This window comes from uncultured Campylobacter sp. (genome assembly GCF_937980635.1).
GTDB lineage: Bacteria > Campylobacterota > Campylobacteria > Campylobacterales > Campylobacteraceae > Campylobacter_B.
The window spans coordinates 20,151-45,469 of sequence record NZ_CALJPG010000036.1 but is presented as its reverse complement, the minus strand read 5'-3'; the positions used below and the strand labels follow the sequence as shown (position 1 = coordinate 45,469).

The following is a 25,319-nucleotide window of genomic DNA, read 5'->3' as shown; positions in this document are numbered from 1 at the left end:
GCTTGAGCATTTGAAGTTGCTGTTTCATCACCTGCTGAACGAATATTTATCCACCCTGACTTTTATGTTATAATTATATAATAAATTTGATTATAATTATATAATAAATTTGGGTTCTTTGTCAATAGTGGGGGTGTAAAAACACCTCTATCTATTGCAAAGATGAGATTAGAATTTTATCCTCGAAGGCTCCATCGGTTTGCTGTAGAAGTAGCCTTGCATATATTTAATCCCCATCTCTTCTAAGATGATTGAAATTTCGTGGTTTTCTACGTATTCGGCGATGAGCTCGTAGCCCTGCTTGCGCGCGAAGTTAGCGATCGTTTCGACGATGGCGCGCGAGTTTTTGTCGTTTGCGATGTTTTTGATGAGCGCTCCGTCGATCTTTATGTAATCCACATCAAGCGTTAAAATTCTATAGTAGTTGGAGTATCCGCTGCCAAAATCGTCTATCGCGACCTTGCAGCCGTAGTTTTTGGCTACGGCAATGAAGCTACGCAGGCTCTCGTAATCGTCGAATTCCTCGCTTTCTAAAATTTCAATAAACAAATTTGAAGCATTTGGGCTGGATGCGAGCTTGCGCTCTAAAAGCTCCTTGATACCTTCGTTTGCGATGTCAAAATATGAAAGATTTATGCTAAAGCAAGTCCCTGCGAAGCGGTCTAGCAAGCGAAAAGCTTCGTTTATTACGACCTGAGTTAGCGGGATGTAGAGCGAGGTCTGCTTTGCGATGTCGATAAACTCACCAGGGCAGCGCGTCTTGCCCGAGCGGTCGATTAGACGGATTAGAATTTCATATACTAATGGGACATAATCACCGCCCTCGGTGCCGTATGTGTTACCACTAGGATCGCGGTGGGTGATATCAAATATAGGCTGGACGAGTACAAAGACTTGATTTTTCTTGATCGCGTTTTGAATGGTGTTGATCATAATCTGATTTTGCAGATATTTTTCCTCAATCGCATTTGGACGCGAGTAAAAGCCCACATGCTCGTTTTTGCTCTGCGCCTCATACATCGCCATAACCGCCTGAAAGACCCTATTTGCGCCGCCCGCTACGTCGGCGCGCTCGCTTACGCCCATCGTGATATTTAAAGGCGCGGACGCAAAGCCCTCGGTGGTATGGAGATTAAAGACCTTGTCGGTGAAGTATTTATTTATGATCTCCACGTCGCGCGCGACATTTAGTCCCTCGTAAAATAGGCAAAACTCATCCGATTGGATGCGAAAGATACTGGCTTTGATCTCGTGCGATTCGATACACATTGCAAGCGTGCGCGCAAAGGAGCGCAGAATTTCATTTGTCGTCTCCGCCTTGTAAAAAAGCCGCAAATTCGCAAAATTTACGATAGTGATGTAGATCGCTACGCCCGTTTTTTCGGCGTTTATTAGCTCATATAGCGCCGCTTCGTTGCCCTGGCCCGTAAGATGATCGATATAGACTTGATTGTTTAAACTCTCCTTTGCGCTCGCAAGAGCTAGTTTCATAATCTCGCGCTCGCCGATGTCATGAGCGTAAAGCGCATATAGCGGCGGCTTGGATGCAGCGGCGATATTTGCTAGTCTTAAGCTCACGTCGGCTAGTTCGCCGTTTTTACGAAGCAGGCGCGTATCTTTGGCGCTTTTATTTACCATCGCAGGAAGTTCGATCCCCTTATCTTTGGGCATCAAAACTCCAAGATCGCTTCCTTGCAGCTCGCTTTGTTCGTAGCCGCTTAAGCTAAGCGCGCTTTTATTGGTGTATAAAATTTTAAAGCTTTGATCTGCCAAAACTATCGCTTCGCCTGCCTCCTCGCATAGCGCGCGATAGGGCGCGAGGGCGCGTTTACTACGCAAAGCATCGGAATTTATGATGTAAGTAAGCAGTAAAAACGACAAAAACACCGCCGTGTAAAGCATAGTCATTTGCATAAACGAGCCGTAAAATTCCTCGCTAGCGTAAGAAAATCGCTCGCGCAGGCTTGCGAAGCGCTCATTTAGCAACGAGAGATTATCGCTTACGATGATATTTTGCCGCTCGAAATTCCTTAAAATTTGTCGCGCGATTCCTATAAACGCAGCTTCGTCAGGGCTTGACGCATCTGCGCTTTCTAGCGCGCTTTTCAAAGCGGAGATCTCGGAGCGATTTTTATAGTTAAGCCCTAAAATTTGAGAGTAGAGATTTGCTCTTTGCGCATTTGCGCCACTGGATAAAAATTTTTGCTGCAGACTTTGAAAAAGGATTAAATTCTGCGAATTTAAAGCTCCAAGCTCGTCCAAAAGTGAAATTTTATCGCTAAAAGCGCTTCCGATCGCGCGCACATCGCTGCTAAGTCCGATTTTATCAATGATTTTGTCTTTTTGCAGAGCTTGTAGCACCTGATAGATGCCGCGCATATCGGCATTTGCGATCGAAAAGTCCCTTCTTGCGATTTTTGCATCAAATAATATATTTAGGCGATTGTCGGCATTATCGATCAAAGCTAGCTCGCGCGAAATCGTGCTAAATCTCGCTACATCTCTTAGCGACGAGAAATAATTCCCGGCGATGATTATGCCTAATATCATAATCCCCACCATCAAAGCCCACATTATCTTATCTTTCATCCTGCGCCTCCGTCATCTCGCCCTTAAGTGTGGCTAAAAAGCTCATCAAAGCATCAAGCTCCCCATCGCTAAGATCGTATTTTAGCAGATCCTTTGCGATCTGCCGCACCGCAAGACGCAAATCCGTCTGCCCGTTTACGTAAGGCGCGGTTTGCGTGATATTGCGCAAGCTAGGCACGCGGCGCAGCTCAAATCCATCGGAAGTGAGCCTATGCCTAGGCGCATCCTCCTCTTCCGCGCTTGGGCGAATTTTAGTAAAGCTGCCGGTGCCAAGGCTAACGCCGTTATGACATGCCGAACACAGCCGCACAAAAAGCACATATCCGTTATATTCGGCATCATTTAGCTTAACCTCGCCGCGCAAAAACCGATCAAATTTAGAATTTATCGCGGTTTTGGATTTTAAAAATTCCTTTAGCGCATCAATGAAGTTCGCCGTATTCGCCTCGCCGTAAGCACTTTCAAAAGCCTGCTTGTAGGCTAAATTCTTCCTGATAAGCTCTAAAATTCTATCTTCGCTCGCGTCCAGTTCATTCTCGCCAAAAACCGACGCCGCGATCCGCGCTTCAAAGCCCGCGAAATTATAATCGCCCAAGTAGCGATCAAAGTAATAAGAATTTATTAGCGTAGGCACGCGTCCATCGCGCACTGAAGCGCCTGAGTCGTTTAGATAGAAGTTATGGCAGCTCTCGCAGGAGCGGCCTTTGCTGCTAAATCTTACATCGGTAAAAATTTTTGCACCCAGCCGCGCCTTTTGCGGATCATATTTAGGCATCTCAAGCGGCGTAAAAAGATTGCCGCAAAGCCCCAAAAGCGGCGCCAGGCTAAATATAAAACAGCTTAAAGCTCGCTTCAATCTCATCGCTTATCATCCCGCCTTTAGCCCGCTTTTTCAAAATCTCCTCAATCTCGCGCTCGCTAGCCTCCGCGCCGTCCATATGCAGGTGCCACGCGGCGTTTTGCACCGCTTCTTGCAGACTGCGTTTTTGCTCGCGCCTCTCGGTTAAAATTTCGCTTTTAAATTTGATGTCGCGCGCCCCGAGCAGCGCCTCAAACTTTTCGGCGGCGGTAGCAAGTCTTTTAGCTCCTGTGCCGAAGCGCTCAAATAGCGGCGCTAGCATAGACGAATTGCGCTCGCTCGCCCAGTTTAGATAAATTTTTCGCTCGCCCAAAGCCAAAAACGCCTCAAAATCCTCCGTGCTTTTTAGCGCGGGGCTCATCGTAAGAAACGCGATATCAAAAACTGCGGGAATTTTAAAATTTTCGCTCTCGCGGTTTTTGCCTGCAGAATTTTTAAAATTTAAAGCCCACGCTTCTTGAGCTTGCGAGTTTGAAATTTTACTTTGCGATCTCGGATAAATTTTAAAATTTTCGCCCGCCGCGTCTGCAAAGCCATCGCAACTCAGCCGCTCGCAAAACTCCGCGAAGCTTAAATTTAATACGTTTTGCAAAGGGATGCCAAACTCCTCCGCGCTGCGCCTTAGCTCGCGCAGCATCCCCTCCGAGCTATCGATCGCCGTGACCTTGGCGCCCAGCGACGCGAGATACAGCGAGTAAACCCCCGTGCCGGCGCCCACGTCGAGCACGCTTTTACCCGCAAAGCTCACGCCCCAGCCGCGCAGTATCTCAAACACCCGCTTGCCGAAATCGCCCGGCTCGCCGCTAAATTTAGCGTAACTTTCGGACTTTTTATCCCAGCTATTTTCATCTGATTTTTCGCCGATTCTCTCCACCGCTAGCCTTTAAATTTTTTGTAATAATAGCAAAATTTGGCAATTTTTCCGAATTTGGGCTATAATAAATGCTTTCAAAATCTAGGCGAAAGGGCGTTCATGGCGGACGTGACGATAAGAAATTTAAACTTTGCTTACGAAAAACGCGAAATTTTAAAAGATATAAACTTAAGCTACGAGCTGCGCGATTTTTTAGCGATTTTCGGGCCCAACGGCGGCGGCAAAAGCACCCTTTTGAAGCTGCTTTTGGGGCTGCTGCGACCAAGCTCGGGCACGATCGAAATTTTAGGCAGATCGCCCGCGCTTGCCAGGGCGCAAATGGGCTACGTGCCGCAGTTCATCGCGATAAACAAAAGCTTTCCCATAAGCGTGCTCGAAGTCGTTTTAATGGGGCTGATAGATAAGAAAATTTTAGGCTTCTACTCCAAATTCGAGCGCGAGCAAGCCATGCAAGCCTTGGAGCGCGTAGGCATGCAAGACCTTGCAGACTGCCGTATCAGCGAGCTTAGCGGCGGACAAAGACAGCGCGTTTATATAGCGCGGGCGCTGTGCGCGAAGGCTAAAATTTTACTTCTTGATGAGCCGCTAGCGAGCATCGACACGATGGGGCAAGTTCAAATTTACGAGCTTTTAAAATCCCTAAACGAGAGCGGCTGCGGCATAATTCTAATCAGCCACGACGTACAGCTCGCGCTAAACTACGCAAACCGCGCTCTTTACGTCGCAAACGGCTCGGCGCATACTCATGAGATCGATCCGGGAAGCAGGGCGGAATTTTTAGATCACCTGCGACGCGAGCACGGGCACTTCTGCGCCGTCGATCTCGCGCTTAACGAATGCCGCTGCAAGGAGGGCGAAAATGGCTGAAATTCTATCCTATGATTTCATGCGAAATGCCCTACTCGGCGGGCTTTTGGTCAGTATAGTCTGCGGCGTCGTGGGCTCTTTAGTCGTGATAAATCGCATGAGCTTCATAGCAGGCGGCATCGCGCACGGCGCATACGGCGGCATCGGCATCGCGCTATTTTTAGGCATCTCGCCCGTGCTGGGAGCTAGCGTATTTGCGCTGTTTTTGGGGCTGCTCATCGCCTACGTCACGCTGCGAAACACCGAGCGCTTCGACGCCGTAATCGGCGCGATATGGGCGTTTGGGATGGCGCTGGGGATAATCTTCGCCGATCTTACGCCCGGGTACAAATCCGATCTGATGAGCTTTTTATTCGGCTCGATCTTAGCGATAAATCACGAAAATTTAATCTTCATCGGCATTTGCGGCGCGGCATTTGCGGCGCTTACGGCGTGCTTTTACAGGCAGTTTTTAGCGATCAGCTTCGATAAGGAATTCGCCCTGCTGCGCGGAGTAAATACTAGCGTCTTTTACTATGTCCTCGTAGTGATGGCGAGCCTTGCGGTGGTCGCGTCGATTCAGATCGTAGGACTAATCTTGGTAATCTCGCTGATGACGATCCCACCTTTCATCGCCGAAAAAATTTCAAAAAGCCTAGGCTCGATGATGGCGATAAGCTGCGCGCTATCGGCGCTCTTTTGCGCGGCGGGGCTTATTTTGAGCTTTAAGCTCAACCTAACCAGCGGCGCTTCGATAATCCTAGTCGCCTCGGTCTGCTTTTTCGCAAGCTCGATCTTTAGCAAACTTCGCGCCTAAAAGTCCACCCAGTTCGCTAAGCAGGATGCCTGCGAGTATCAGCGCCGCGCCTAAAATTTGAAGCGCGCTTAGCTTTTCGCCGAAAGCATACCCCATAATACCCGCGCTTACGGGCTCCAGCGCGAAAATCAGCACCGTTTTTATCTCGCTTACGCCGCGATTTTGCGCCATCGTTTGGATCACAAACGCCGCGACGGTGGCAAAGATCGAGGTCAAAACCAGCGCGAAAACAAAATCGAAGTTCGGCGAAAAGATCAAATTCCCAAGTACCTTTATCTCGTCTTCAAATTCCGCGTGTGGGACAAAAACTGCCGCGATTAGCGCGCAGACGCAGACGCAGATAAACTGCACGATCACAAAGCCGTAGAGATTGCTTTTGCGCGCGCAGACGCCGGTAAATACGATGTGAAGCGCGTATGCAAACGCCGAAACTAGCGTCAACCGCTCGCCTATGCCAAATCCAACCGCGCCGCTTGCTCCGCTTAAAAAATATAGCCCCAAAAGCGCCACGACCGCACTGCCAAAGGCGCTCGCACCGACCTTTTTACCGAAAAAAGCAAGCATTAAAAAGGGCACGATGACGACATTTAGCCCCAAAATAAACGCCACCGTCGATGATAGCGCATAATCAAGCGCTATGGTCTGGCAGGAAAAATCGCAAAATAGCATCAGCCCGCAAAACACGCCCCGCCCTATCGTGTCGCGGTCAAATTTGACGCCGAAGCGCAGGCAGGCGAGGTAGGTAAAAATGCTCGCCGCCAAAAAGCGCCAAAACAAAAAGCTAAAAACGTCACCGCTATGCAGCGCCCGCTGAACCGGCACGAAAGTGCATCCCCAAACGATCGCTACGAAAAGCAGCCCCAGATCCCACAGCCTGCTAGGCGGAACGGGGTTTTGCACGCGGCTTTGCGCAGAATTGGAATTTTGCCCGAAACTCTGCGCGGAATTCGAGCTTTGCGTGCAGTTTTGCGTAGAGGCAGAATTTTGCGCGGCAGCAGGGCTCTGCGTAGAATCAGAGCTTTGCGCGAAATCGAAATTCTGCGCGAAATTTAAGCTTCTAGCGGAGCTAGAATTCTCTGCCGAATTAGATTTCTTCGCAAAATTCCGCGCCTTAAAATTTTTCAATCTAAAGCTCTGCGGTGCATGAGCGGAGGCTGGATCATTTGCAAGAGTCTCGATAAAATTTTTCTTTAAGCGTCGCGTATGAGCTGCGGCAAGGCTTTTTGCGGGGCTTAAATTTGGATCGTCTACGGCGCTCGCACGGCTTAGCAAACTCGCGCTATTTGCGCCGCTATGAGTGGAATTTTCCGCACAATTTAATATAAAATTTTGTTTGAAATTCTTTGCGGAATTTTCGCGAAGGTTTATTGTGGGGGCTTTTGCGGAATTTAAAGTTTTATTTTCGGCGCAGCTCGGAATTTGCGCGGATTTTAAATTTAGCGCAAGAGTCGCCAAATTTAAAGCAGCTTTTTTTTCTATATTTCTGACGCGCGGGGTGGAATAGAACGCGGCGAGATTGCGCGCAGCAAAACCGACCGAAGCGGGATAAAATTTTAAATTTCTTCTGCTCATAAAATTTAACTCGGCGGCCGCATCTTGAAACTTAAAATTTCTTCTGAGGTTGGGAGCTGGAGCGAAATTTGCCGCGCTGCCGCGCGCTGTATTTTTCGCGCGCTCGCACGTCTGATTTGAGATAAAATTTAAAGCGGATTTCGAATTAAAATTTTCCGCGAGCTCCGAGATAGAATTTTTCATAAATTTAAAGTAAAATTTCGCTGAAATTTTAGTGCGGTCGCGCCTATCTAGCCTTCTTTATCGCGTTTAAAATCGCGCCCGAGTTTTTGCGAAATTCCATTTCGTTTTTGCTTAAAAAATCGAAGCTCTCGTTGATGAGCGCGCTGCTAAACTCGCTACTAAAATCCTCGCCCGGCTCGCGTCCGACGGCACTTTTAAAGCTTTTAGCAAAGCTCGCATCGGCTCCTAGTTCACGTGCCAAAGGGCGAATGATTTCGTAAATTTCATCAAAGGCATTTGTGCGCAGATAGTGGCTGAATAGCACCTCGCCGCTCATTACCGCCTTAGTATCGGCTTCGGACATATCTTTTATTTTAGCGAGTACGAGCTTTTTGATCGGCTCTACGGCAAGACCTAGCTTCTTGCTCGCCAGCCTTTGCATATTCTGCACGGCGATGCTTTTTTTGCCCGCGCGCTCGGTAATGTAGCTAGGCAGATCGAGCTCGTAATCCTGTACGCCAGTGCGTTCGTATTCATTTGCAGCGCGTTTGATCAGAGTGCTTAGTGAGTTTTTAAAATTTTCGCTATCGCCCGCACCCGCGCTAAGCATCACGTCCAGTCCCTTTACGGCGACCTCTTCCCAGCTAGCAGTCGCAAATAGTGGCAATAAACAAAAGATTAATTTTTTAAGCAAAGTTTTTCCCTAATTAAAGATTGATTATTTTATTTCGAAAATTTTAATGTATAATCAACGCTTTTATAATACCAAAAGGGCTGAATATGGAGCTTTTACTCATCGCTTTTGCGCTTGCTATGGACAGCGTCGCGCTTAGCATTTCAAACGGCGCGAAATATCCGAATTTTAAATTTGCGCAGATCGCGCGCGTCGCGTTTTTCTATGCGGCGGCTCAGTTTATAATGCCGTTAGCGGGCTACGCTTTGGGGATAAACTTCGTAAAATTTATCGCGCAAATCGATCACTTCGTCGCGTTTGGAATTTTATCGTTTTTAGGCGTTAAGTTGATCGCGGAATCCCGCCGTGAACAGGATGAGCCCACTCTGCGCTTAAGCACAAAGGAGCTGGTGCTGGGTGCGATCGCTACTAGCATCGACGCGATGGCTGTGGGCGTGACCTTTGCCTTTGGCGAGACAAACATCCTCTACGCCTGTTGCGTGATCGGGCTCGTCTGCTTCGCGCTGTGCGTCGCGGCGTGCTACGCAGGCAAACTAACGGGCGAATATCTGCACTCAAAGGCGCTCGTTTTAGGCGGCGCGATTTTGATCCTAATCGGGGTTAAAATTTTACTCTCGCACCTCGGCGTTATCGATATTTAGCGGCGCGGATATTCAGCGGGCAGATGAGGTAGGCGCGGTTAAAGTACTCTGTCGCGATAGTGGCGTAACGATACGTAATTTTAAAATTTATAAAATTTTAGATTTATAGAATTATAAAAAATTTCGCGGATTTTCTAAGCGGTGGGATTTAAATCCGATTGGGTGCGTGGCGGGAACGAAAATGCGCCGCTTCAATACGGCAAATATATCTAAAGCGCAGATCAAAGTATTTGTCGCGATACTAACGCAGTAGTCGTCAGGCGGAATTTCAAAATTTAAAATTAGGCAGAATTCTAAAATTCCGCCGCATTGTGTTTTCTTAAAATTTCGCAAAAATTTAAAATTTCGTAATCTTAGAATTCCAAAATTTTTAATAACTTTAAAATTTTATTCGCGTTAGCTACCGATTTTAAATCGAATAAAGGCTTTTCATTTTCTACCCATCAGAAGCTTTGAGCTGCCTAGCATCAGCCATTTGGCTTCGCGCGGGTCCATAAAAAGCCCCTGCGTCGTGTCTATGAGCTCGAGCTGCTCATAGCCCTGCTCCTTAAGTCGCGCGATGAAAGCATCCATGTCGCCGTAGTTTCCGCGCGAGAAAAGATCGTGGATCGCGAAGCTGCCGCCCTTTTTAAGCACGCGAAGCGTCTCTAAAAGCAGCGCCTGGCGGTCCTTGCGCATGATGTTGTGATAGACGTAGTTACTTGTAACCGCATCGAAGCTGCCGTCCTCAAAGGGCAGCTGCGTGGCGTCGGCCTGTTCGAAGCTAGTGTTTTGCACCCCTTCGGCGCGCGCGTTGGATTCGCACAGCTGCTTGTTAAAAGACGCGTACTCAAAGCCCCAGCGATCTACGCCTAGCACCGATGCGTGCGGGTTGCGCTTAGCGACGGCGATCGTTAGCGCGCCGCTGCCGCAGCCTACGTCTAGCCCGCGACCGCCCTCAGGCAGATCTACGTATTTTGCCGTGCCCTCTACGATCGCGCGAGAGAGCTGACGCTTGCCGCCGTAATCAAACGCGCGGTACCAAAAGATGCAGTAGATCGTAAAGCCGATCAAAACCAGCGCCGCTGCGCCGAAAAGCCCAGCTAGCACGCCTCTTAGCGCACCGCTAACACCCAAACCGCAAACGCCGAAAATCAAAAATAAAACTAACGCTACGCCCGCACCCGCGGCAAATGACGCGATCATGCCCTTAGGCACCCAGTTTTTATAATCAGGCTTCATCTTCGCTTCTTTTATTAAATTTAATCTCGCGGCGGCAAAGCACGCTGCGGCAAAATTTTAAATTTCGCCCGTAAATTTTAAAGTCCGCAGCTCAAAACCCCGCCTAAATTTAAACGCGCGCTAATAGGCGTATTTAAACTCCACGTAGTAGTTGCGTCCGGGAGCCGGAGTATAGACATCTGCGCGTAAATTTTGGTTGTAATTGTATTCCTCGTCAAAGACGTTTTTGACTCCGGCGCTTATCAAAAACCCACTTGCGAAGCGGTACGCAGCGCCCAGATCCACGATCGTGCGCGAGTCGATCCTATCGTGGTTGGCGTCGTGCGATGATGAGAAATATTTAAAATCGCTCATCAGCGTTAAATTTCTAATCGGCTCGTAATCGACGCCCAAAACGAACTTCGAGCGCTCCACCAACGGAACCTGCTTGCCTTTATTCGCGCCGGATTGGATCTTGGCGTCGACATATGAAAAGGTCTCGCTGAGCTTTAAATTTGAAAGCAGACTTTGCTCCGCATACAGCTCTACGCCCTTGCGGCGCGTCTCGTCGATATTGATGAAATGCCAACCGCTATTAAAGCCGCTACCGAGTAGCTCGTTTACGATCTCGTTTTTCGTATCGGTCCAAAACAGCGTCGCACTTACGTATTGCCCATAGATTAGATCCTTCATGCCGATCTCGTAGGTTTTAAAGGTTTCGGATTTGAGGTTATTAAGCACATAAGGGCCGTTACGACCGAGCTTGTCGATGAGTTGATTAGGACCCGGCGAGATATAGCCGCGCTCAAATTTAAAATATAGATTGCCATCCTTGGAATAATTAAAATTCGGCGTAATCTCAAAAGCGTAGTTGTTTTTATGATCCGTTACGTGCGTGCTTTCTTGAGTATGAAATATGCGCCCCATCCTACGCATCGTCGTAGAGACTTCGCGATCTACTTTGTATTCGGCGCGCTCAAAACGCCCGCCAGCACTAAGCGAAAACAGCTCTGTGAAGTCGTGCTTTTCTAAGGCATAAACCGAGTGCGTCTGTTTTTGCATATCAAAGATCGTAAGTTGCGAAAGGCTCATCATAGGATTCATCGAAGTGGTAAAGTCGATCCTACGGAAGCCCTTATTTTTAAGATAATCATATCCAACTATGAGCTCGTCGTTATCATAGGTAAACTTGCCCTTTAAATTCGCCCCCTCTTTGCGATCTTTCATCACAAAGCCCTTTTGCAAAATTCTAATATCTTGGTAATAAGGCTGTAAATTTGCTTCAAATCTATCGCCGAATTTCACCGCATAATCCAAGTCAAAATTTAGTCGCGTACTTTTGGTAAAGGTCCTCTCACCTCCCTGTTGGCGACGATCCGCTTTAAGCTCGGCAAGCCCTAAACCCGGCACATCATGTGTCCTAGCGCGATAAAAGCTCGGATTAAAAGATAGGCTTTGATCATCTGAAATTTTATAATTTAGTCCGAACGATGTATAGTAGCCTCGCTCTCTTTCGCCCTTACGGTATCCATGCTGATCAAAGCCCTTTATTGCGGTCTTTAGAAATAGATTTTCGCTCACATTACCGCCTACGCCGAAATTTAGATCTTTATAATTATACGACGCGATCTTGGTAGAGACATTGGCGTATGGATATTTTGCGCCCTTTTTTGTGATGATATTTATCACGCCGCCGCTGGTGCCGCTGCCGTAAAGCACGCTACCGCCGCCGGGGATGATCTCCACGCGCTCGATATCCTCAATAGGAACAAGATCGATCGGGATGGTCGTCGGCGTCGTGTCGATCATATTGAGCGCGACTCCGTTAAGAAGGACCTTTACGGAGGTATTGGCTTTCGCACCTTGCCCACGCAAATCAACAGATCTGCCGTTAAAGCTAACCCCCGGCGCCTTTTCTAAAATTTCGCGCAGATTGCGGTAGCCGCGATTTTCCATATCCTCAGCGGTGACAACGGAGACATTGCGAACCTCATTTTTAAGCGTGTCCTCAAAGCCCGTCGCGGTAACTACGATGGTGCCCAGCTTTGTGGCGTTCGCGCCAGAAGCGCTTTTAGAAGCTGCGGGATTTACCGCTTGCGCGCTAGATGCGCTGATATTTGCAGACGTAGCGTTGTTTTCAGCCCCGTTTAGTTGCAATGCGGCACACAAACTTAGCGCGATCGCGGCATTTGAAAGATAAAATTTCTTAAACATCACTCTCCCCTATTTAAAATTAAGATTTTGCGAATGATTTGCAAATGCTATATTATAATTTCTCTTGATTAAATAATAATAAATTTCAAAGATTAAAGATAGATTTTTTAAAATTTAGGCGGAGATTGGATGAAATTTTAATTTCGAGCGTTTTACGTAGCGTGGTAAAATTTTAGTTTTAAATTTAGATTCTTTAGCGGCGTTTGTTTTTAAAACAGCAAATCTGCAAAGTAAATTTAGCTGAAATTTTTAAAATTTTACTCAATCCCTAAAATCATACCCGTCTAAAATGCGCCAAAAGTATTAAACCTATCCTAGTGCTCATTTTTTATTCCTAAGACTTTTTGATTTTGCTTGCGTATCAATTATTTTTTATCATGGCTCACCTTCTTTAGCCACTCTTTTTCAAATTTATAATATCTTTCAAGCTTTTTATTCTTTTCTATTTGATTCCACTTTTCTATCTCGGCATAATCTTGCAGCTCACCTCCGCACTTAGGGCAAACGCTCCTATCTTTAACGTCCGAGAAATTATAAAATTTAAGACACCCTTTGCAGCGCATAAATTTAGGATAATACTTTACGCTTTTTTCAGGGCGAAATGCGAGATATAAAAAGAAAGCGCACGTCGCAAAGCATAAAATTCCTATGATGATACGCAGATATGTGCTTTCAAGCTTTACCGATGCCATAAAGCCGGGTTTTATATCGACTTTTTCCAATAAAGCGGCCGTCAGCCCCCATGCGAAAAAAGCAAAAAAGCCGATTAATGCAAAAATTCTATTTAGCATTTTTATATATTCCTCTATAGCAAATCAAAATTTCATCGCTTTTTAAATTTACGTTTTTTGATCTTCGGAGTTTTAGCGTTTTGCTCGGAGGCGTTTCTTTTCCAGTAGTCGCCGTCATTATACTCCGTAAGCTTTTTGCCGCAGTCCGGGCAAATTTGATCCGTATCCTTGACATCCTCGTATCGGTAAAATTTACCGCAGTCTACACACCACATATACTTCGGATATCTTTTTATGTTCTTTTCAGAGCGAAAGGCGAGGTAAAAAAACAAGATACTAATAAGTAAAACCGAAAATCCCGAGATAAGAAAAGGATATCCGATTTTGCTTTGTATTCCTGCGGGATCTTGCGTTGTAAAAATTTCTATAGATATTATTAAAAGATTTAAGCCTATCAAGGCATTAATCACTCTACCTATTTTTTTGTTTATGAAAATTCCTGCGGAAACAAACAATAAGCCGATGATAAAAATCTTGATAATGTAGACCGGCTCAACTGCGCTCCAGCCCCCGTATTTAAAATACATCTTTCCGCTAAAGCAGCCAAGAATACTTTCAAATACAAAAAATGCGCCCAAAAGTATTAAACCTATCCTAGTGCTCATTTTTTATTCCTATGGCTTTTTTGAGATAGTTGTCATCATGCCGATACAACAGGAGCCGATTCTATCTAACATTTTGCTGCTCCTTTTCGTTATGATCTGCTTTATTTATAACGTTTTGCGCCATACCGTCCGATCCTTTAAATTTTATAGTTTTATCCGTGCTGTCATACGCAAATTTCATTCCGTAATGAACTGCTTATAAGGATCCGGTACCGTCAGATGTTTGGAAAATAGCAATGGCATATATTTGTAAATATCTACCATAACGATCTCTTGATACACATTATCTAGCCGCCAATCTATTTTGTCGTAGTGCTTGTTTTCATCATGCATATCTTCTATAAGGAGATCGCCATTTTTTATACCAAAATTTATAATTAGATCGAGCTCCTCTAGCGTGTATCCCCAATCTATATGGAAAAATTTAAATACTACGGATATGATCCCGTCTCCTTCGATTGCGGAGGATAGTAACTCTACAATGTGCTTTTCTCTCATTGTCGCCTTTTCTTCAGCATAAATTTCTCTTTATCGCTTGGTATCTTTTTAGTTTATAAGTTCCGCCGAGCCCTCCTCAAGCGAATTATGCTCATCCAGATGTATATGCGAATGTTTCGGCACGGAATCTTGCGCTAAAGTAAGCAAATGTCTAGCAAGAGATATAAGTCCGCTTTTATTTGCCCTTATAGTAACTTCGTTTCCTGGGGCATTGACGGAGATCGCGAAGTCCTTTTCCCATTGTAGCCGCAGTCTCTTTTCTGCGCAGTAATCTAATGTTTTTATAACATACTGTCCCATATATCGCTGATACTCCTTTCTAAATTTAATCGGTTGCCGATAAAAATTTATCTCATTGATCGCTTAATCGATCTCATAGTATTTCTGGAAAAATTATATCTAAAATAAAAATGAAAGATGTCGGAATAACTAAATCTAAGACAGGTGCTGTGCGTGAAAAAGAAGTGATTAAAATTTTAAAACAACTTAAGCAGGAATTAAAGAGAAATAGAAAGAAGTGATTATAACTTAAAAGTAGCTTAAGTGGTGGTCCCGATTGGACTCGAACCAACGACTTCCACCATGTCAAGGTGACACTCTACCAACTGAGTTACGGGGCCAAAAAGAAACGGCAGTATATCAAAAAAATCTCTCAATAGCAAGCAAATTTTAACTTTTCGTGAAATTCCGCCGAAATTCTATACAAGATTTCGCCGCGATGTAAAACCCCGTCGAATTCTACGCGAAATTTCACGATATTGCCGAAACCCCGCGCAAAATTCTATCCCGCAACTAAAATTCGCAATCCCACGCGAAATTTCATCCCATTACTAAAATTTCGAATCCCACGCGGAATTTTATCGCGCTTACGCGGTGCTCGCGTGCTTTGCCCCAGCAGCCTATTCTGCCCCGCTTTGTTTTATCTAGTCGTTTTGCTTCACTCCGCCCCGTTTCATTTGCTTGCCTCACTCCGCCTTGCGCCCGCTAAGACGTCCAAATTTTTTCATTCAACTTTAGAATTTTTACGATTTGCAGCATCGCGTCCAGATCTGCCTTGATATCCTTTGCGATGCGAGCATTGAGTATCGGCTGATCCAAGCTCGGCTCGAAACTATCGGTGCCGCGAGCTATCGCGATGTAAATTTTATTTTGCTTGAAGCTCAGCGAAATATCCGATTTCACGAGCTGTTTAAGAGATAAAATTTTCTCCATCAGCGCAGGCGTCAGGACGTACATAGCCGCCACCGTATCGCTTGCGTAAACCGAGAAATTTGCATTGAAATCCGCGTTATCTATCGGAATTTTGCGGTTGCTCCATAGCCCGCGCGGCAGCCCCGAAGGTGGTAAATCTATGCCTGCGGGCGCCGCCACGTCCGAGAAAACAAAAACGTCGGAGCAGATTTTTTTATTAAAATTTGCCACGAAAAAGGGTCCTTCGAAAAATGTGGCGTAATTATTTTTAAAAATAAATGGAATTCCCGTGCCGATGTCCTTTTCCAGCCTTATGTCGCAAAACATAAAATCCACGCCGTCCACGTTCGCGCAAACCAGATCATCCGCGCGAAATCTATCAAATCCGTCAAATATCTCGCTTGCCCTTACCTCTTTTTCCTGAAAAAGCGCGCCCATTTTATACGAAAAGCCCAGACTCTCGATATAAGGCTTGAGATAAAGCTCTTTGTAGCGCATCAAAAATCGCTCGGTTTTGCGCTCAAAAATCCACTCGTAAAATTCGTCCCTCGTACTGATTATTGCTAAAATAGACATGACCAAAAAAGATAAGCTTTCTATGCCAAGATCGAGTTTGGGAAAATCAAGAAAGATGATTATCAATGCGAGCGCAAGCATCGGACCGAAAACCGCAAACGCTACTAGATAACTTAAAATTTTCCAAAGCTTGCGACTTTTCTTAAGCCGTTTGCGCTGCTTTTCTAAATCTATGACGGTTTTAATATCCACGCCCAACCTCTAATTATTAAATTTAATGGCGCAACTTTACGGCACAGCGTAAATTTACGACCGATACGGCGTAATAGGTGCACGCTGTTTATATGCCGCTAAATTTTACGGCTGCTTGCGCGAGCCGTGCGCAGTGAAATTTGCCGCCACGCTCAACTTGTAGCATAAATCCCGTGATTAAAAAATTTATTTCAGCAGTTCGTTTGCATACGCTCGCACGCTCGCATCCACCGCCGCAAGCGCTTCTGCGTCCGTCACACTAGGCGAGTTAAATTTCTCCACGCACTTTAGCACCACGCGCGCAATGTCGGTGAAGCGGCACCGCTGCTGCAAAAACGCATTTACGCCCGCTTCGTTCGCGGCGTTGATGACGACGCCGAGATCAGGGTTTGCTAACAGCGCGTCTTTGAGGGTAAAGATTTGGAATTTCATCTCGTCGATCGGTTTAAATTCTATCGGTCGTAGCGCGTACAGATCCACGGGCGCGGTGATCCGCTCCCGTACGTCGCCGCCAAGTAGCGCATGCGCGATGGCTAGCCGCATATCGGCTCTGCTAATATGCGCCGTCGTAGAGCCGTCTGCGAATTCGACCAGCGCGTGGATCTGCGAGGTGCGCTCGATAAGCGCATCGATCTCGCGCGTGCCGTAGAGCCAAAACGCCTCGATCACCTCAAAAAGCTTATTCGCCATCGTGGCGCTGTCGATCGTGATTTTCGCGCCCATCTTCCAGTTGGGGTGCTTGAGGGCGTTTTGCGGAGTGAGCGAACCGAGCTGCGTTAGCGGCACATCGTAAAACGCGCCGCCGCTAGCCGTGATGATTAGGCGCGAAACGGGGATTTTGGCATTGCTAAGTAAAAATTTCAGTCCGAAATGCTCGCTGTCGATCGGGTAAATTTTATCCGTTTGCAGAAATTTCCCGCCGACGACGAGGCTTTCTTTATTGGCGAGGCATAGTCTCTTTCCGAGCTCTTGGGTTTTTAGGCTCGGCATCATGCCCGCAAAGCCTACGAGAGCGTTTACTACGGTCGTGCTTTTGCACTCCGCAAGCATCTGCAAAATTCCATCCGCACCGCAAAATACGCGCTCGTGATCTACCTCACTTTTTTGCTGCGCGTCCGCGATACAGACGAGCTTTGGATGAAATTTTGCGATCTGTTCGTTTAAAAGCTTGATATTGCGCCCGCAGCTAAGCGCTTCGATCATACTACCGCTACGCGCGGCTACGTCTAGGGTGTTTGTACCGATAGAGCCCGTGGAGCCTAAAACTACCATGAATAGACTATCGCCATCGCGATCGCGCCGAACATATAGCCGTCGATGCGGTCTAAGATCCCGCCGTGTCCGGGAAAGAGCGCGCCGCTATCTTTAAGACCCGCCGCACGCTTTAGGTAGCTTTCAAACAGATCGCCGAATACGCCAAAAATTGCTATGATGATGGTTTTGCCTAAAATTTCAAGCGGCGGCATATTGGTAAAGATGCGCGCATAAATGAGGCTAACGATAAGCGCGAGCGCTAATCCGCCTAGCACGCCTTCTACGGTTTTATTCGGCGAGCTAGCGCTTAGTGGAGTTTTGCCGAAGGCCCTTCCGATAAAATATGCGCCGCTATCGCTAGCTACGATAATGAAGATCAGCCAAACGAAGTGAAAAACTTCCCCAAAATCATCGTAAGCCGCCCACATAAAAAATATCGGCGCAACGGGATAGATGAAAGGAAGCGTGATCTTTAGGCTAGGGCCCTTGGTAAAGGCTACGACAGAGGCGACGCATAGGATCATCAGGATGCTAACTTTTAGCGCTGAGACGAAGGGCTCATCGGTCTGCGTAAATGGTAGCAGCGCAAAAAACGCGATCGCCAGCGCGAGCCACTTTTTGCTAGTTTCCTCTAGACCCCATAATTTGAGGCTTTCAAAAAACGCCAGCACGAGTATCAGCGCAAATACGGCGAAATTTAGCCACCTAGCGTTTATGAGAATTAGAGCCAAAAATACGGCGAGTAAAATGCTTGCCGTGATTATTCTTTGCTTCATAGAATTTCCTTGGAATTTATTTTGAGCAATTATATCGCAAGCTCGCTTATTACGGCTTTAAAACGCTGATTGTTTTAAAATTTACGTAGTTTACGAAAGCACCTTCGTTGATTTTGACATTTTGACGTTTGGTGTAATCGACGAGATATTTTCCGCTGCCGCTTGCACTGAAGCTCACGCAAATTTTAGCAGCAAATTCGACCACCTCTTCGCTTAGACTTTGCTTATTTGTCTTTACGATGACGTGTGCGCTTGGAATATCCTTAAGATGAAACCAATAGTCGGATTTGGAGCTATTTTTTAGTAAGAACTCATTGCCTTTTTCGTTTTTACCGACGCTGATTTTAAAATCCCCGAGATAAAAGCTCGCTACATATTCGCTATTTTTTTCCTTGCTTTTTTGCCTAATTTGCGTGCGCTTAGGCATTAGAATTTCGATCTCGTGTGCATCCTGTGCGGCAAGAATGAGCGATTTTAAATTCTCATAAAACGCGAGTTTCTCCTTTAAATTTTGCTCTTCGATATGGATATTGGCAGCCTTTTGACGCATACGCTTTGCCTCGGAGTAAAGCTCGCCCAAAGCGGCGCTCGCAGGCTTTTGCAGCTTAAATTCTACTGCTTCGGCGTCTCCTTTTTGTAGCGTAAATTCTCGCGCGCTAGTTGGAATTTTATAGATATTTTCTTTTAGCAAGGCAGCTTTCGCACCTAAAAGCTCGGCGCTTCGCAGTAGTTCGGCGCTGCTTTGCAAAGAGCCTAAAGCCTCACGCACCGAGTCTAGCTTTTTATTTAGCGCCGTGATTTTTGCGGATTTGAGCGAGTTTAAGCGATCCGTATTTAGCGCGTTAAATTCCGCGCGAAAAAATGCTTTAAAATCCGAAATTTTTGGCACGGGAGCTTCTTTAATATTTGCAGGCGGCAGATGGCGGAGCTTTCTTCCTACCTTGATCTGTCTAAATTCCGTCTCGAAGTGCCGCAGTGCCTCTAAAATCACATCATTTTCGTCGGTGATTATTACGTTTGTAAAACGCCCGGTAAATTCGAAGTAGATATTTGAGCTTTGGGTTTTGTAGCTTGCGTTTTGGCTTACGCTAAGGCATAGAATTCTATTATTTTCTGGCACGCTAACGGAGGTGATGCGCGATTTTACAAAGCGCTTGGCAAGTAGCACATCAAAGGGCGCCGCGTAAACCTTGCCTTCGGTAAAAGCGTCATTTTCGTGGATATTGCAGCCCGATTTATTCATATCAAAAAACAGCGTCTCGTCGCCGTCGAAGCAAACTTTAAAAAGGTTATCTCCTACGCGCTTAATGTGCGAAAGGAAGCGTTTGGCGCGTAGATACTCGCAAATTTGAATTAAGTTTTGATACTTCATACGCGTTAAAATTTCTCTTTATGGATTTTGGCTAAATTTAACTTCTGCAGATCGTGAGGGCTCGGGCGCTGTTGCGGCATGCCGAGGGCTAGTATCGCTTCTGCTTTGAAATTTGGCGGAAAGCCCAGCGCCTCGCGCAAAAACTCCTCGCAGCTGCGTCCGTCCGCAGCGGCACGCAGCCTTACCTGCACCCAGCAGCTGCCAAGATTTAGCGCGCTTGCGGCAAGGTGCATGTAGCCTAGCGCTACCGAGCAGTCTTCGATCCAGACGTCTTGCTTCTGCTCATCTGCGATCACGACGATCGCGGCCGCGGCCTGTTTTAGCATATTCGCTCCGCTGCTGCGACATCCGCTTAGTCGCTCAAGCATCTGTTTGTCGCGCACAAGGATGAACTCCCACGGGCGGCGTGCATGCCCCGACGGCGCAAGCAGGCCCGTTTTTAAAATTTTATCCAGCGCCTCGTCCTCAAGCGGTCCCTGCGCGTATTTTCTTACGCTTCTGCGGTTTGCAAAAATATCTAAAATTTCCATCGTCTCGCTCCTTGCGGCTCAATTATACATAAAATTGCAAAAATTTATGATTTTTTAGCTAAAATCGCGCAAATTTAACCGATACGAAGGAGATTTTATGAAGCAGACGATCACGGAGAAAATTTTTAGCGAGCACGTGGGCGAGGCGGTTTTTGCGGGGCAGATCATCGAAAGCGCCATTGATATGGTCATCGGCAACGACATCACGACGCCGATTTCTATCAAGCAGTTTGAGCTTAGCGGCGCGAAAAAGCTCGCCAACCCGGACGGCTTCGCGATCGTGATGGATCACTATATCCCTACGAAGGATATTCTAAGCGCAAACCAAGCTAAAATTTCACGCGAGTTTGCTTACAAGCACGATTTGAAAAATTATTTCGACGAAAAAGATATGGGTATCGAGCACGCGCTGATGCCTGAAAAGGGGCTCGTAGTGCCCGGCGATGTCATCATCGGCGCGGACAGCCACACCTGTACCCATGGCGCGCTGGGAGCCTTTGCGACGGGTATGGGCAGCACCGATCTAGCTTTCGCGATGATAACGGGCAAGAATTGGTTTAAAGTACCGCCTACGATCAAAGTAATTTTTCACGGCAAGCCCGCGCCGCACATCTACGGCAAGGATCTGATCTTGGAAGTTATCCGCCTCATCGGCGTGGACGGCGCGCGCTATAAGGCGCTGGAGTTCTGCGGCGACGCGCTTAAACACCTGGATATGGATAGCAGATTTTCGCTTTGCAATATGGCGATCGAAGCGGGCGGCAAGAGCGGTATCGTCGCGGTCGATGAGATCACGAAGGAATTTTTGGCAGATAAAAATTTGCGCGCCGAGCCGAAATTTCACTACTCCGACGAGGACGCGAACTACGAGCAAATTTTACAGATCGACGTTAGCAAGCTTGATCCGGTGATCGCGTATCCGTTCCTACCTAGCAATGGCAAGAGCGTGCGCGAGGCGGTGCGCGATGACATCGCCGTCGATCAGGTCTTTATCGGCAGCTGCACCAACGGCAGACTCTCCGATCTACGGATCGCCGCGCAAATTTTAAAAGGTCGCAAGGTCGCGCGCAAAACCCGCCTCATCATCACACCTGCGACGCAAAAAATCGCTCTGGCCGCGCAAAAAGAGGGGCTGTGGGATATTTTCGTAGAAGCGGGCGCAGTCGTGAGCAACCCGACCTGCGGCGCGTGCTTGGGCGGATATATGGGGATTTTGGGCGTGGGCGAGCGCTGCGTAAGCACGACTAATCGAAATTTCGTCGGTCGCATGGGCGATAGAACGAGCGAAGTATATCTAGCAAACTCCGCCGTCGCCGCAGCTAGCGCCGTCGCAGGTAAGATCGCCGATCCGAGGGATTTGTAGATTTCAAAATTTAAATTTAGCCGCGCAAGACAAATCCTCCGCTTTGCGCGGTTTGAGAAATCTGCTGATCTGCTCATTTTGTGCTTATCGCAAAATTTAAAGCGTCCATACATTTAAGATAGCTGTTAGATTATTTCAGAAATTTTGTAGCCAAATCACTATAAATTTGGATAATGTACCTTGTTTTAGGCAAGATAACGCTCAATTTAATATATTTTCTTTTCTTACCGGAAATTCTATAAAATATTTATCGTTTTCATTTTGTATAATATTTTCCGCATCTTTATGATAATACTTTATAGTTATGTTACCCTCTTTGTCGTTATCGATATAACAAGAAGCAGTAGAATCATGCTCGCATTCTTTTACTTTAAAAATTTTAAACATTATCTGTGAAATATCAGTCGAATTATTATCTTGATAATGCATGATACGCTCTTTTGTTATATTAAATTCATCTTTCGGTATTTGGGCTTTAAAAAAATATTGCTCATCAAATTTGACTTTTACTATGAGGTTATTTATTGCCGTTTTATTATCATCACTTAATTTTAAATTTTTGCAAGTATCGTTATAATCTTTAAAACATAGCGGGATTTTATCCAATTTTTCACTTTCGATAAATTTATTTTTTACTATGAAATTGGCTTTATAGTTCGCAAGCTTGATCATTCTTACGAAATCGGGACTTAAAAGATAAATTGGACCTAACCCAATAAAGAAAGAAAGCCAAAAAACTGTTTTATAATCAAAGTATTTTAAAAATGCAATAATTCTAGCCAAAAGAACAATCATAAAAAAATATAAAAGTATTAGCGGCTCTATATTTTCATATCTAGAATAAACTATTATTATGAGAAGAAGGTCAAAAATAGGATATGAAAGTATAAATAAATTTGTATCATCTTTAAATTTTCCGGTTTTAAACATAGATAAAATAAAATATGATATAGATGCTATAAAATAAACAACTAGGATAGCGTCGAAATTATTAAGTATAGGATTTAAATATTTACTAAAAAATTTAATTTCATATAGAAATGGAATAGTAAGAATTGCGAATAAGTAAATTTGTACAATTATAAAATATATATTTATCCATTTTTCATTAGTTTTGACATTAAAAATAAAATAGCTACCTATAAAAGAAAGTAAACCTACCGTAACAACATACAATAAACCTAAAACGCCAACAAAAAATAATAACGGAATTATTTCGGTCGTATTAATTTGTGGCGGTATTCCAATTTCAATGAAATAAAAAGAACAAAGTATCCCTCCGGCAAAAACAACCATCCAAAATAATAAAACTATATGTTTCGCGGCAATAGAAATCAAATTAAGAAAATTAAAATATATAGAATTTTTCATATGTCTTATATATGATTGCATAATACTCGCATCTTCAAGTATATTGCTAAGATTATTGTAAACATCATACAATACATTCTCTTTTTCAAAAAATTCATAATTTAGATTTTTTTGTTCCTTTATATTTCTGCTTTTTATGTACCTTTCGATAATTTCTTTCTCTTCTTTTAATATTTTAATCGATTTAATATATCTTATGATAGTGGTTCTAAATGCAGTTCTATTGGCTGAGTAAATATTATCTTGCTTCAAAACCAACAAATATTGTTCTATTTCATTAATAAGACCACGGGTCGTATCAGATAAAATTTTAAAATCATCTTGTTTTATAAATTTTTGTAGAAAATTGATGGTTTCATCGGTTCTATTCATGCGCTTGGCATATTCAGATTTAAATATAGCTATTATATATTTTTCCGTACTAGAAAAATTTGAATTTTTTAATTTGTCAAGAGTTCTACTAATTTTCCAAATACATGACTTATTATTATAGACATTAGCTAGCGCCTCATGTATATTTTCTATTTCAGTCTCTACTTGCTCTAAATCCTTATAGGTAAAATTCCTCTCAAACATAAAAATCATTCCTTATTTAAATTTTTAAAACTACGATACCTACCTATTTTAAATTTCTACGCCTCCAAAATCGCTCCGTTGCTAGCGTTCGTTACCAGCTTGCGATACATTCGCAGCCAGCGATACGGCAGCGGTTTTTCGATAGGCTTAAATTTAGCCCTGCGCTCTGCGATCTCCTCATCGCTTAGACGCACGTTGATCGCGTACGTATCCACGTCGATGTCGATGATATCGCCGTCCTCTAGCAGTCCGATCATGCCGCCCTCGGCGGCTTCGGGACTCACGTGTCCGACGCTTAGTCCCCTCGTAGCGCCGCTAAATCTGCCGTCCGTGATCAGCGCCACGTCCGCGCCGAGCCCTCGCCCCATGATTAGGCTCGTTGGACTTAGCATCTCCTGCATGCCGGGACCTCCGCGCGGCCCTTCGTAGCGGATTACGACCACGTCGCCCTTGTTTACCTTGCCGTTTGAGATGCCCTCTATCGCCTCGTCTTGGCTGTTAAAGCAGACCGCCTTGCCGCTAAATTTGCGCTCGCCGATAATGCCCGCGGTCTTGATGACGCAGCCCTGCTCGGCTAAATTCCCAAACAAAATCGCCAGCCCCCCGACCTGCGAGTAGGCGTTTTCGACCTTGCGGATGACCGATTCGTCTTTTATGGGGCTAGCTCCGACGCGCTCGCCTAGGCTTTCGCCCGTAACCGTCGGCGCGCCTAGGTCCAACAGCCCGTTGTCGCGGCGCGAAATTTCATTTATCACGGCGCTTAAGCCGCCCGCACGGTCGATGTCCTCCATATGCACGTTTGGCAGGCTCGGGCTGATTTTGGCGATGTGCGCGATCTTGCGGCTGATCTCGTTTAGCCCTGCGATCTGTAAATTTACCCCAGCTTCGCGCGCGATAGCTAGGATATGTAGCACGGTGTTGCTGCTGCCGCCCATCGCCATATCGACGACTAGGGCGTTTTGGATCGATTTTTCGTTTACGATGTTGCGGATTTTATATTTTTCATCCAGCGCGATTTGGCAGATGCGACGTCCAGCCTGCCTGATGAGCTCCTCGCGCTCTGGCGTAAGCGCGGGCACGGTGCCGTTGCCTTTTAGCGCGATACCCATCGCTTCGCACAGCGTATTCATCGAGTTTGCCGTAAACATCCCCGAGCAGCTGCCTCCGCTCGGACAGGCGGCGCACTCGATCTCTTTTAACTCCTCGGCGCTGATCTCTTTGGTTTCAAATTTACCCACCGCCTCAAACGCAGTCGCAAGGTCGATCGGCTCGCCTTTTTTGGTGTAGCCCTTTTTCATCGGGCCGCCGCTAACAAAAACCGTCGGTACGTTCACGCGAAGCGCGCCCATCACCATGCCCGGTACGATTTTATCGCAGTTTGGCATGCAGACGAGAGCGTCTAGGGCGTGCGCGTTCATCACCGTTTCGATCGAATTTGCGATCAGCTCGCGGCTAGGCAGGCTGTAAAGCATCCCGCTATGCCCCATCGCGATGCCGTCGTCCACGCCGATGCAGTTAAACTCAAAGGGCACGCAGCCGTTTTTGCGGATCTCGTCTTTTAAAATTTCGGAATATTTGTTAAGGAAAAAGTGCCCCGGTATGATCTCTATGAAGCTATTTGCCACGCCGATAAATGGCTTTTCAAAGTCTTCGTCTTTTAGTCCGGTCGCTCTTAGCAAGCTTCTGTGCGGCGCACGCGTATAGCCTTTTTTGATGATGTCACTTCTCAAATTTGATCCTTTTTAATTAAATTTTG

Annotated in this window: 23 protein-coding genes and 1 tRNA gene; 4 read left to right on the top strand and 20 right to left on the bottom strand. The window is 45.8% G+C overall.

The annotated features are described in order from the left end of the window. Positions 1-168 precede the first annotated feature (168 nt). Genes Q0460_RS09970 through Q0460_RS09960 form a run of 3 tightly spaced genes read right to left on the bottom strand, consistent with a single transcriptional unit; the run spans position 169 to position 4,322 of the window. Positions 169-2,589 carry a GGDEF domain-containing phosphodiesterase gene (locus Q0460_RS09970; RefSeq protein ID WP_299086580.1) on the bottom strand — a complete coding sequence of 807 codons (2,421 nt, stop codon included), beginning with the start codon at positions 2,587-2,589 and terminating at the stop codon, positions 169-171. Continuing rightward, positions 2,579-3,451, bottom strand: coding sequence for a cytochrome c peroxidase (locus Q0460_RS09965; protein ID WP_299086579.1), 873 nt, complete (start codon positions 3,449-3,451; stop codon positions 2,579-2,581). The genes Q0460_RS09970 and Q0460_RS09965 overlap by 11 nt, the downstream gene beginning before the upstream one ends. Further along, a complete protein-coding gene (locus Q0460_RS09960) occupies positions 3,414-4,322 on the bottom strand; it encodes a bifunctional 2-polyprenyl-6-hydroxyphenol methylase/3-demethylubiquinol 3-O-methyltransferase UbiG (protein ID WP_299086578.1) in 909 nt (302 codons plus the stop codon). Before Q0460_RS09960 ends, Q0460_RS09965 begins: the two co-directional genes overlap by 38 nt. Before the next feature lie 99 nt (positions 4,323-4,421). Between Q0460_RS09960 and Q0460_RS09955 the strand changes: the two genes are divergently transcribed. Both Q0460_RS09955 and Q0460_RS09950 read left to right on the top strand, forming a co-directional pair. Further along, positions 4,422-5,189 (top strand): ABC transporter ATP-binding protein, encoded by a 768-nt coding sequence (locus Q0460_RS09955; RefSeq protein WP_299086581.1) that lies wholly within the window; start codon positions 4,422-4,424, stop codon positions 5,187-5,189. Beyond that, entirely contained in the window at positions 5,182-5,985 is an 804-nt protein-coding gene (locus Q0460_RS09950; RefSeq protein ID WP_177388780.1) for a metal ABC transporter permease, read from the top strand. Before Q0460_RS09955 ends, Q0460_RS09950 begins: the two co-directional genes overlap by 8 nt. On the opposite strand, the gene Q0460_RS09945 is transcribed toward Q0460_RS09950, so the two are convergent. Then, positions 5,929-7,557: a DMT family transporter gene (locus Q0460_RS09945; protein ID WP_299086577.1), complete on the bottom strand. Its 1,629-nt coding sequence runs from the start codon at positions 7,555-7,557 to the stop codon at positions 5,929-5,931. The two genes, Q0460_RS09950 and Q0460_RS09945, sit on opposite strands and share 57 nt — an antisense overlap. Positions 7,558-7,783: 226 nt before the next feature. Beyond that, positions 7,784-8,413 (bottom strand): hypothetical protein, encoded by a 630-nt coding sequence (locus tag Q0460_RS09940; protein WP_299086576.1) that lies wholly within the window; start codon positions 8,411-8,413, stop codon positions 7,784-7,786. Positions 8,414-8,499: 86 nt separating this feature from the next. Between Q0460_RS09940 and Q0460_RS09935 the strand changes: the two genes are divergently transcribed. After that, complete coding sequence (locus Q0460_RS09935; RefSeq protein WP_299086575.1) at positions 8,500-9,054, top strand: manganese efflux pump MntP family protein; 555 nt, start codon at positions 8,500-8,502, stop codon at positions 9,052-9,054. A 429-nt stretch (positions 9,055-9,483) separates the two neighbouring features. On the opposite strand, the gene Q0460_RS09930 is transcribed toward Q0460_RS09935, so the two are convergent. From Q0460_RS09930 to Q0460_RS09870, 13 genes are all read right to left on the bottom strand, one after another. Next, positions 9,484-10,275, bottom strand: a complete 792-nt coding sequence (locus Q0460_RS09930) for a class I SAM-dependent methyltransferase (protein WP_299086574.1) — start codon at positions 10,273-10,275, stop codon at positions 9,484-9,486. Positions 10,276-10,395: 120 nt separating this feature from the next. Continuing rightward, positions 10,396-12,468, bottom strand: coding sequence for a TonB-dependent receptor (locus tag Q0460_RS09925; protein ID WP_299086573.1), 2,073 nt, complete (start codon positions 12,466-12,468; stop codon positions 10,396-10,398). Positions 12,469-12,833: 365 nt separating this feature from the next. Further along, a complete protein-coding gene (locus tag Q0460_RS09920; RefSeq protein ID WP_299086572.1) occupies positions 12,834-13,190 on the bottom strand; it encodes a hypothetical protein in 357 nt (118 codons plus the stop codon). 101 nt (positions 13,191-13,291) lie between these two features. After that, positions 13,292-13,864, bottom strand: coding sequence for a hypothetical protein (locus Q0460_RS09915; protein WP_299086571.1), 573 nt, complete (start codon positions 13,862-13,864; stop codon positions 13,292-13,294). A 177-nt stretch (positions 13,865-14,041) separates the two neighbouring features. Beyond that, positions 14,042-14,362 carry a hypothetical protein gene (locus Q0460_RS09910; RefSeq protein ID WP_299086570.1) on the bottom strand — a complete coding sequence of 107 codons (321 nt, stop codon included), beginning with the start codon at positions 14,360-14,362 and terminating at the stop codon, positions 14,042-14,044. 48 nt (positions 14,363-14,410) lie between these two features. Next, on the bottom strand, positions 14,411-14,662 hold the full coding sequence (locus tag Q0460_RS09905; RefSeq protein ID WP_299086569.1) for a hypothetical protein: 252 nt from the start codon (positions 14,660-14,662) through the stop codon (positions 14,411-14,413). A 244-nt stretch (positions 14,663-14,906) separates the two neighbouring features. Further along, positions 14,907-14,982, bottom strand: a tRNA-Val gene (locus Q0460_RS09900). A gap of 199 nt (positions 14,983-15,181) precedes the next feature. Beyond that, on the bottom strand, positions 15,182-15,331 hold the full coding sequence (locus Q0460_RS09895) for a hypothetical protein (RefSeq protein ID WP_299086568.1): 150 nt from the start codon (positions 15,329-15,331) through the stop codon (positions 15,182-15,184). A 15-nt stretch (positions 15,332-15,346) separates the two neighbouring features. Further along, positions 15,347-16,321 carry a DUF3137 domain-containing protein gene (locus tag Q0460_RS09890; RefSeq protein WP_299086567.1) on the bottom strand — a complete coding sequence of 325 codons (975 nt, stop codon included), beginning with the start codon at positions 16,319-16,321 and terminating at the stop codon, positions 15,347-15,349. Positions 16,322-16,507: 186 nt separating this feature from the next. Next, a complete protein-coding gene (gene dxr, locus Q0460_RS09885; RefSeq protein WP_299086566.1) occupies positions 16,508-17,593 on the bottom strand; it encodes a 1-deoxy-D-xylulose-5-phosphate reductoisomerase in 1,086 nt (361 codons plus the stop codon). Further along, entirely contained in the window at positions 17,587-18,351 is a 765-nt protein-coding gene (locus tag Q0460_RS09880; protein WP_005872778.1) for a phosphatidate cytidylyltransferase, read from the bottom strand. Before Q0460_RS09880 ends, dxr begins: the two co-directional genes overlap by 7 nt. Before the next feature lie 49 nt (positions 18,352-18,400). Beyond that, on the bottom strand, positions 18,401-19,723 hold the full coding sequence (locus tag Q0460_RS09875) for an NFACT RNA binding domain-containing protein (protein ID WP_299086565.1): 1,323 nt from the start codon (positions 19,721-19,723) through the stop codon (positions 18,401-18,403). Positions 19,724-19,728: 5 nt separating this feature from the next. After that, entirely contained in the window at positions 19,729-20,253 is a 525-nt protein-coding gene (locus Q0460_RS09870) for a nitroreductase family protein (protein ID WP_299086564.1), read from the bottom strand. 97 nt (positions 20,254-20,350) lie between these two features. Between Q0460_RS09870 and Q0460_RS09865 the strand changes: the two genes are divergently transcribed. Then, positions 20,351-21,616 (top strand): 3-isopropylmalate dehydratase large subunit, encoded by a 1,266-nt coding sequence (locus Q0460_RS09865; RefSeq protein WP_297990387.1) that lies wholly within the window; start codon positions 20,351-20,353, stop codon positions 21,614-21,616. 201 nt (positions 21,617-21,817) lie between these two features. Here Q0460_RS09865 and Q0460_RS09860 read toward each other — a convergent pair whose 3' ends face one another. Further along, positions 21,818-23,563, bottom strand: a complete 1,746-nt coding sequence (locus Q0460_RS09860) for a hypothetical protein (RefSeq protein WP_299086563.1) — start codon at positions 23,561-23,563, stop codon at positions 21,818-21,820. Between the two features lie 56 nt (positions 23,564-23,619). After that, a complete protein-coding gene (ilvD, locus tag Q0460_RS09855) occupies positions 23,620-25,293 on the bottom strand; it encodes a dihydroxy-acid dehydratase (protein WP_299086562.1) in 1,674 nt (557 codons plus the stop codon). Positions 25,294-25,319: the final 26 nt, after the last annotated feature.